This window comes from Intrasporangium sp., from assembly GCF_039812505.1.
In the GTDB taxonomy this organism is placed as follows: Bacteria; Actinomycetota; Actinomycetes; order Actinomycetales; family Dermatophilaceae; genus Intrasporangium_A.
In genome coordinates, this window is sequence record NZ_JBDIAQ010000151.1 from 1 (window position 1) to 8,419 (window position 8,419).

An 8,419-nucleotide genomic window follows, 5' to 3' on the forward strand; every position below is an offset into this window, starting at 1 on the left:
GTCCGCGAGGTCAAGGAGGAGACCGGCTACGACGTTCAGGTCGAGCGGGTGACGGGGCTGTACACGAACCCGCGGCATGTCATGGCGTATGACGATGGTGAGGTTCGTCAGCAGTTCTCGATCGCCTTCCGGGCCAAGCTAATTGGCGGCGAGGCACGCACGAGCAGTGAGTCCAGGGCGGTGGAGTGGGTCGACCCTGCCGACTTGGGGGGCCTGAAGTTGCATCCGTCGATGCGGTTGCGGATCCAGCACGCGTTAGAGGACCGGGATACCCCTTACATCGGCTAGACCGAGCCGCTTGGCTGCGCGAGCCGCGGCTTCCCGCAGTACGGGCCCTGACCGCTGGATCGCGCGGTGGACTGGATCGTTCTCGGGGTAGCGGGTGAGGATCTCGTCGAGCCGTTCGTCGATAGTGATCGGTCGCCCGTCGGGGCTGATGGTCATGTCGACCAGCGTGAGGATGTCGGCGATGTCGCTCGGTGGTTCGGGGAACTCGGTGAGCTCAGGCCCGAGGCCGCGTTCCTCGGCCTCCAACGTGGCGCCGGAGTGGTGCGCGACCAAAGAGACGACGAGATCGGTGGCGCCGATGCTGGCCAGGTATCGGGCTCCGTCGAGGGGGTGGAACCCGGTCTGCGCGATTTGTGGCGCGTAGCCGATGTCGTGCAGCCATGCGGCGGCGGCAAGGTCGATCCCGACGTTGTGCGTTTGGCAGATGGCTTCGGCAGTTCGACCGACCGCTTGGACGTGGCTCCACCGCGGTTCGATGCCGGCGAGGTACCGGCGCGCCAGCTCGACTGCGGGAGCGAGTCGGGGGTCGGCCATTCCCCAACGGTACTTGCCGGGATGCTGCACTCCCTCGGAGTCGTGTGCACTTGAATGGTCACTCGACCCAGAGTCGTGCTGCTGGCAGGGCGCGCACGGGCCGGTAGTCCCGGCCGTACTCGTGGTCGGTCCAGCGGTACCAGTGGCGTTCGGTGACGACAGGGACGACGAGGGTGCCGTCGTCTCCCATGAGCGCGGGCGCGGCGGCGCGCAGGTCGTGCTCGAGGGTACCGTCGCCACGGTCGTACACGACTCGGGCGCCGGTCAGGTGGTGGCGCCCCGGCACCTGGTGCAAGGACTCCAGGACGGGTGCGTTGTGGTTCTCGACGATGCCTTGTAGCCACGCGCTCGGTCCTGGGCTTGGCATCTCGTCCAGCAGGGCCAGCTGTTCGACCCAGACCCTCGAAATGTCGACCCAGACGCCTTGCCGCTCGCTGGTGGTGTACCAGTCGCACTCGTCAACGAGATGCACTCCGGGCTCGTGCAGGCCTGGCACGTCAGTGCGTCCGCTGGCCTGGATCCGCAGATCGGTGCGCCATCCGTACACGGCCAGCCGCCCATCTCCGTCGTAGCTGGTCATCAGGAAGCGGGCCCTCCCGCCGAGAGGGACAGCGTCGCCAGCTCGGAGCCGTTCTACCCGCAGCGCAGGCCGCAGTTCTGCGCCGACGGCGCCTGGCTCGTGCAGGTCAAGGCCGTCGATGATGGAGCCGAACTCGCGCTCGATCTGGTCGTCGGTGTAGTCACCCATGGCCCAAGTCTGCTGTAGGCCGTCCGACGGCGGCGAGTTCGTTGTGGAAGTAGTCGATGGTGAGGAAGTCGTGGACGACTTCGACGGTTCGGCCGGTGCGGGGTGCGTGGATCAGGCCGCCGTGTCCGTCGTAGAGGCCGACGTGGTGGTAGAAGCCGGGCGGGTCGCCGGGGGCGTGGAAGAAGAGCAGGTCCCCGGCCCGCCACGTGGCGGGCTGCAGGGGCACGTGGGGAACGGCGCCGGCTTGGGCGGTGGCCACCCGGGGCAGGTCGGTGCCGGCCTGGTGCCAGGCGTACTGGACGAGGGAGGAGCAGTCGAACCCGACCACCCCGGTACCGGTGCCGAACCCGGCGCTGGGTCCGGTGGTGGTTCCACCGCCCCAGCTGTAGGGGACCCCGACCTGGGTGAGGGCCGCGGCGACCGCCTTCCCACCCGGGGTGTCGTCGCTGGTGTCGTGGCCGGCGGTTAGGTAGCAGTCGGCGGACAGCACGCTCGGGTCGGCGACGATCCGCGCCGCGAGGGCCTGCCATTTGGCGTACGCGTCGGGGAAGGCGCTGGCTTGCACGGCCTGGGCCGCCCGCGTCAGGGGCATGGTTTGGTAGCCGGGGATCTGCAGCAGCCCGGGCTGGCCGGCCTGGCCGCCGGTGTAGAACATCCGCGCCGAGCCGGCGGGGTCCATCCGGGCGGCGGCCGGGCCCCAGGCGGCGCGTTGCTGGAACAGGCCGAGGCTGTCGCGGTCCCCGTAGGCCAGGTTGCGCAGGTGGGACTCCTGCAGGGCGGTGGCGATGGCGATGACCCATCCGTAGGCGGGCACGTGCAGCTCGCGGCCGACGGCGACGATGGTGCGCGCGTTGCTGGACTGCTCGCCGGTCAGGTCGGGCAGCGCCGTGCTGGTGATCAGCCGGCTGCCTGGGCAGGCGCCGCCGGCTGGTGGGGCCTGCTGGGCGGAGGCGCCGGCGAGGGCGGCGAGCAGCGCGAGCGCGAGCACTCCGACCCCGAGCACGGGCAGGCAGACGAGCAGCAGGCGTGTGATGCGGCGCCACAGCAGGCGTTTGGCGGCGATCGCGGCCAGGACGAGCGGGGCGGGCATGTCAACCGCCGCTCCTCGACCTTGCTGGTGAGGATGAAGTCAGGCGTGGGGTGGGTGCGCCCGGAACGTCGTCGTCGGGTTCGACCTGCTCGACCAGGCACTCGCCGTGCGCCGTGACGGTGTGGAGCAGGACGGGTCCGGCGTCGGTGACGACCCGGAACGATGCGCCCGGCTTGTCGTGCACGGGTTGCGGGTCGGTCAGGACGCGGGCGGCCGGGACGCGGGACGGGTCGGTGGTGGCCAGGTCCGCCAGCAGGGAGGCGGCGGCATACGGTCTGAGACCGGCCAGCCACGCCGGCGCCGCAAGCGTGGGCCTGGCCCAGGCGCGCAGGAAAGCCTCGGCGGCCCGGGCGCAGTCGCTGGCCGGCTGCGCGGCCACCGTCTCGGTCGGCGTACTTGCTGGCGTTGCCGTGCTTGTTGCCGGTGCTGGCGAGGGCGGCGAGGACGCAGCTGGGCCGGCACTCGGCATCACCGTGGCTGGCTGCGTGGACGCGCTCGGGGCTTGGTCGGGCTGCAGGGCTGCGCCGATGCGCCCGATCCCGGCCAGTGCTGCCAGGAGCACCGCGGCGGTGATGGTCAGGTTGCGCCAGGACCAAAGTGGCCAGCGGAGCAGGCGTGTGATCAGGTCAGTCATGGCGCTCACCTGCCTGCAGGTCCTCGGCGCGCACGAGGGTCTTGGTGGCCGGATCGTAGAACCGCTGCACGATGCCCTCGGAGGTGATCTCGTCGTTGGAGTCGTGACGCGTGACGACGCTGGCGTCGCGTGTGCCTGGGGGCACCTCGTCGACGAGGACCCCGACCAGCGCGCTGCCGCGGCGTGGCGAGTTTGCCGGGTCGTAGAACTGCTCACGTGAGGCCCGGGACTCGGACGTGGCCGCAGCGACCGGCTCCTGGTTGATCGCCTGTCGTCCTTCGACGCTCTCGGCCTCTGCGGCCCCCAACGCCCCTCGAGACACATGGCCAGCTCCAACGGAACGTTGCGTCTGGGGGATGGGCGCCTGCTCGGTGACGACGGCGGGTGGGTCGTCGGGTGGGCGGCTGAAGGCTTCGAGGGGCAGGTTGGTGCGGGTGACGTCACGGGCGGGCCGGTCCTCGCGTGGGTAGCGCCCGGCCTGTTCGGGGCTGGGGTCGGGTGTGGGTTGGTCGGCGTGTTCGATGCCGTCGCGGGTGGCGGTGCGCCCGATCAGGTAGTCGGTGCCGGCGCGGCGCAGCCCCCGCAGCAGCCGGTTGCCGTGCCCGGCCGGCCGGCCGAGCAGGTTGGTCAGCGACAGCAGCGGCAGCAGCAGGATGAACGCGGCGGCGGTGACGACCAGGCACAGGATCAGGGCCAGGATGCCGGAGCCGAGGCTGGTGGCGTGGGTCAGGATCGCGGAGACGAGCACGGTGTGCACGGCCGCGCCGATCCCGAACGCGGTCACGTTGATGATCGAGGCGCCGGCCATGTTGCCGATCCGGCGCACGATCGCCGACATGGGCGCGATGATCCCGATGACGGCGGCGGCGGGGAAGAACATGACCAGCAGCCGCAGCATGACCAGCCCGGTGAACAGGAACAGGTCCGCCACGAGCCGGAACAGCGCGGTGAACGCGACCCCGAGCAGGGCCAGCAGCCCGGTCCCGGCCCGGCCTTGGGCCTTGCCCTGCAGCTGGGCGTAGGCGGCCGGGTCGGCGTCCTGGATCTGCGAGGTGGTGGCGACCCAGTCGCCCTGCTTCTGCTCGGTCATCTTCTTGACCCCGCCGGGGGTGGCCGCGGCAGTGTTCGCCTCGGCCCGGCTGAACGCGGCCTCCCGGTACAGGACCGGCCCCCATTTGGTGGCTGCGGGACTGGTGGTGTCGCCGAGCTGGCCGCGTAGCCACGCGTCGTACAGGATGCAGTCGACCAGCAGGGCGCCTTGGGCGCGGGTCGGGTCGGTGCCGGGCTGGGGCTTGGCGATGCCGGCGCTGGCCTGGTTGACGGTGCCGATGGTGGTGGTGACGGTGTGGTCGAAGAAGCTCGCGACGCGGGTCGGGTAGGCGCTGATCCCGGACAGGACGGCCAGCACGAGCAGCGCCCAGGCGGTCGCGGAGACGATCGCGGACAGCCGCCCGTGCAGCGAGTAGCCCAGCAGCAGCACGGCGACCCCGAGCAGCGCGAGCGCGCCCCAGGGTGACCAGATCGCCTCGCGCAGCCGATGGGTGACGGTGGCCACGACCTGATCGAGTGGGGCCATGTACTGCTGCGGGTGGGCGATCTTGTTGTGCAGCCCGTTGGTGGCGGCCGCGATCGAGGTGGCGGCGCTCAGGAAGGCGTTGCCGAGGAACGTGTCGACGCTCGCGCTCAGGTCGCCGGCGGCGCCCAGGCAGCCCAGGTCGTAGGTGTTCCAGGCCAGCCCGGCGTACCCGTACTGCTCGTAGATGCTCGAGGTGGCCGGGTGCGCCCACGGGTCACCTGCCGGTGGGGGTGGGGTGGGGGCCGGGTCGAGGAAGCCGGGCAGGCCCGTGTCGGGCATCGCCGGGACCGGGGCGTCCTTGCAGTCCCACGGCGCCGTCGGCAGCGCAGGCGTCCGGGTCATAGTGGCCGGGGCGGCCGGCGCGGCCGGGGCCGCCGACGCCGACGGAGCGCAGACCAGGCCGGCCCCGATCGTCAGCACGAGTAGGACAAGCAGCCGGCGCAGCCGACGCAGCGACGCGCGACGAGGGTTGTGGTGGGTGGGCATGTCAGGCGCTCGCCTTCTCCTCGTCCTCGGCACACTCGGACCCCAGCAGCGAGCCGGTGCCGATGCCGGGCTCTTCGGTGTCGCGGTGCCGGGTGGCCTGGCCGGTCTTGTCGGGGTCGGCGGTGGTGTCGAGCGCGGCCAGCAGCCGCGGGTGGGCGCTCAGGTCCAGGCGGATGCGTTCTATGCCGCCGGTCCCGTCGCTGAAGACGAACTCGCGGGCCCCACGCCTCGCCTTCCCGCCCGTGCCGGGGCGGGTGGTTTTGTTGTTCTTCGCGGGCGCGGACAGGGTGCCGAAGATGCGTTCGTAGCCGAGCCCGGGCTGGATGCCGGGCAGGAACTTGAGCGCGTCGCGTTGCGCGTCCTCACCGGTCAGGCGCCCGATGAACGCGGCCGAGGCGAGGTTGGCCAGGTCGAGGCGGAGCAGGTCGGCCGGGTTCTGCGAGGCCATCAGCACGCGCGTGTTGTGCTTGCGCGAGTCGCGGGCGGCCCGGTCGATGAACCGGCGCCCGGTCGAGAACGTGGACAGCGCCCACGCCTCGTCGATGAAGATGCCCTTGCGGGCGTTGACGTCGCCGTAGTACATGCCGCGCTGGGTCAGCCAGGCGGCCAGGTACATGACACACATCGACAGCCGCTCGTCCAGGTCCTCCGACGCCGCGGTGGACTCGTCCGGCAGGGCCAGCCCACGCAGCGAGTACACCGTCAGCAGCGGCTCGGCCCCGGCAGCGTCCACCGGCCGGCCGGGCGGGAAGATGAGCCGCCCGTGGCGGGTCTTGGCGGCCTCGCGCAGGAAGTCGGCCATGTACCCGGCATGCCGGACCAGCTCGCTGTCACCCTCCAGCTGCGCGAGGGCCTCGGTGACCTGCTGGCAGCAGGACCAGACGCGGGCGGGGACCTGCCCGACCGCGCGCAGCAGCGCGACCTCGGTCAGCACGTGCTCTTGCAGCTGCTTGGGAAGCATCGCGCGCAGCACGCTGGAGGTCAGCAGCCGGCGGGTGTCCTCGGCCTGTTCCATCGCGGCCCGCCAGGTGGCCTCGTCGCCGTGGTGGGCCCGGTGCGGGTCGCCGATCACCCGGTACGTGGACAGCGCCCCGGCGGGCGCGTCGAGCAGGTCCACCGGCCGCGAGTAGGCCTCCAGCTCGGGCATGGCGCACAGCGCGGTCAGCCGCCCGGACGGGTCGAGCACCGTCCACGGGACGCCCTGCAGGACGGTGCGGTAGATGATGGCCCCGCCGGCGGTGGACTTGCCGCCACCCAGGCCGGCGACCAGCACGGCCAGCCCGGACTCCTCGCTTGCCTCGGTGGCGTGCCACGGCTCCCAGGTGACCACCCGGGAGCTGGTCCCGCAGGTCTGCCCGAGGTGGATGCCGACCCGGTCCCCGACGGCCGCGGTCGCGGCCGGCACCCCCGCCGCGACGGTCGTCACGGGCATCCGCCGCTTGTACGCGACGCTGCCGAGGGGCTGGCCGGGGATGAACTCGCGCGCGACCGCGTACTGGTCCAGCGGCCGGGCGATGGTGACCTGTGGGGCGTACAGCTGCCGGAGCTGGCTGGCGCGCTCGAGCGCCTGCTCTTCGCTGGTCCCGGCGACGGCGATCCGGTACCAGCCGGTGGTGCGGGTGGCCAGGCCGGACAGGCCGGTCTGGATCTCGTCCTCGACGGCCAGGGCGCGGGCGGCCTGCCGGTCCAGCGCGCCCGGCGCGGGTTCGTGGTGTTCGAGCTCGTAGTGGTCTTTCTGGGCGCGGATCTTCTGGATGTTGCGCCGCAGCGCGGACCCGACCCGTCCCGGGTCCTCGACCCGGATCCGCGCGGACCATTCGACCGGGAAGGGCAGCTGGTCGGTGCGGTGCATCCACGGGATGCCGGGCGGGATGTCCAGGTCGGTCATCCGCCCGACGGACAGGACGCACACGTGCCGGGTCACCTGCTGCCCGTCGTGCTCGCCGACCACGCGCAGGGTGCGCCCGTACGGGGTGGCGCACCAGTGCACCTGGTCGGTGAACTCGCCCAGGTCCTCGGTGTCCCAGTTCGCCTGCTCGGCCGCGCCCATCGTGACGGGTGCGGGCAGGCCGAGGGAGCAGGACCGGTGCAGCAGCCACTCCAGCTCCCGCGGAGTGACCGGGACCGCCTCCAGGCCGGGAGCGGCCATCAGCTCGTCGGTGGCGCGCAGCCGCGGCTCCAGCGCGGTCACCTCCCGGTCCGAGATGGGCGCGGCCAGCGAGCCGAGGGCCTTCCAGACCGGGTTGCGGTGCGGCACCTGCACCCCGGCGTAGACCTCCTTGTCGGCCATGGACAGCTCCGCCAGGCGCGCCTGGTCGCTCAGCAGGTGCTCACGCCAGCCCGGCAACGGCGCCGGCGCGTTGCCGTCGTGGGCGGTGGCCCACCGGGTCACCGGATACGGGCGGGTCGTCACCCGCAGATGCACCACCCGCCGGGACAGCTGCGCCAGCGCGTCCGCGGCGTCGATGATCAGCTGCTCCCGGACGCTGTCGGGCCGGAACGACCAGCCCTGCGCCCCGAGCCGGTACCACGCCATCACCGCGCCCGTCGTGACCGTGCAGTGCCCGCAGATACGCCGCAACGCCAACCCGCTCCCGCCACGCCGAGTGGTTCGGTCGCTGCTCATGACCCGCCCCCGACCGTCGGCGTCGGCTCGGTCCCGGTATCCGCCGGCTGCTGTGTGTCGCGTTCGCGGCGGGAGTGGGCCCGGGCCGGGCGCGCGGGGACGGCACGCACCCGGGCCGGGCGGATCGTGTGGACCGACACGCGCGTATCGGCCCGAGGGGCGCCAACCTCGTGCACGAACCCGGCCAGCACCGCCCCCAGCGGCCGGTCCGGGTCCACCACCGACAAGATGAGCCTGGTCAGCCCGACCGTGGCCAGCAGACTGTAGGCGAGCGAGAAGAACCCGAGCCCGATCCCGAGGCGCCGCTCGATCACCTGCACGGCGACGAACACGACCGCGCCGACCGCGTAGGCGACATACCGGACCCTAAACGGCAGGGTCCGCCCGGGCGGGCCGAGCCACACCGAGTTGACGTTGTAGATCTCGTCATCAACCGG

The 8,419-nt window shown here is 72.2% G+C and carries 8 protein-coding genes; 1 reads left to right on the forward strand and 7 read right to left on the reverse strand.

What is annotated here, in order from left to right; all coding sequences use genetic code 11:
- A partial coding sequence (locus tag WMI84_RS15185; RefSeq protein WP_347354614.1) for an NUDIX domain-containing protein occupies nucleotides 1–288 on the forward strand: 288 nt, incomplete at its 5' end.
- Here the strand turns inward: WMI84_RS15185 and WMI84_RS15190 are convergent.
- The 7 genes from WMI84_RS15190 to WMI84_RS15220 all read right to left on the reverse strand — a co-directional run.
- On the reverse strand, nucleotides 256–822 hold the full coding sequence (locus WMI84_RS15190; protein ID WP_347354616.1) for an HD domain-containing protein: 567 nt from the start codon (nucleotides 820–822) through the stop codon (nucleotides 256–258). The genes WMI84_RS15185 and WMI84_RS15190 overlap by 33 nt on opposite strands.
- A 58-nt stretch (nucleotides 823–880) precedes the next feature.
- Entirely contained in the window at nucleotides 881–1,570 is a 690-nt protein-coding gene (locus tag WMI84_RS15195; protein WP_347354617.1) for a hypothetical protein, read from the reverse strand.
- Nucleotides 1,563–2,660, reverse strand: a complete 1,098-nt coding sequence (locus WMI84_RS15200; RefSeq protein ID WP_347354618.1) for a C40 family peptidase — start codon at nucleotides 2,658–2,660, stop codon at nucleotides 1,563–1,565. Before WMI84_RS15200 ends, WMI84_RS15195 begins: the two co-directional genes overlap by 8 nt.
- 1 nt (nucleotide 2,661) lies before the next feature.
- Nucleotides 2,662–3,294, reverse strand: coding sequence for a hypothetical protein (locus WMI84_RS15205; protein WP_347354619.1), 633 nt, complete (start codon nucleotides 3,292–3,294; stop codon nucleotides 2,662–2,664).
- A complete protein-coding gene (locus tag WMI84_RS15210) occupies nucleotides 3,287–5,356 on the reverse strand; it encodes a hypothetical protein (protein WP_347354620.1) in 2,070 nt (689 codons plus the stop codon). The genes WMI84_RS15205 and WMI84_RS15210 overlap by 8 nt, the downstream gene beginning before the upstream one ends.
- A 1-nt stretch (nucleotide 5,357) precedes the next feature.
- Nucleotides 5,358–7,982, reverse strand: coding sequence for an ATP-binding protein (locus WMI84_RS15215; protein WP_347354621.1), 2,625 nt, complete (start codon nucleotides 7,980–7,982; stop codon nucleotides 5,358–5,360).
- A partial coding sequence (locus WMI84_RS15220; RefSeq protein WP_347354622.1) for a hypothetical protein occupies nucleotides 7,979–8,419 on the reverse strand: 441 nt, incomplete at its 5' end. The genes WMI84_RS15220 and WMI84_RS15215, both read right to left, overlap by 4 nt.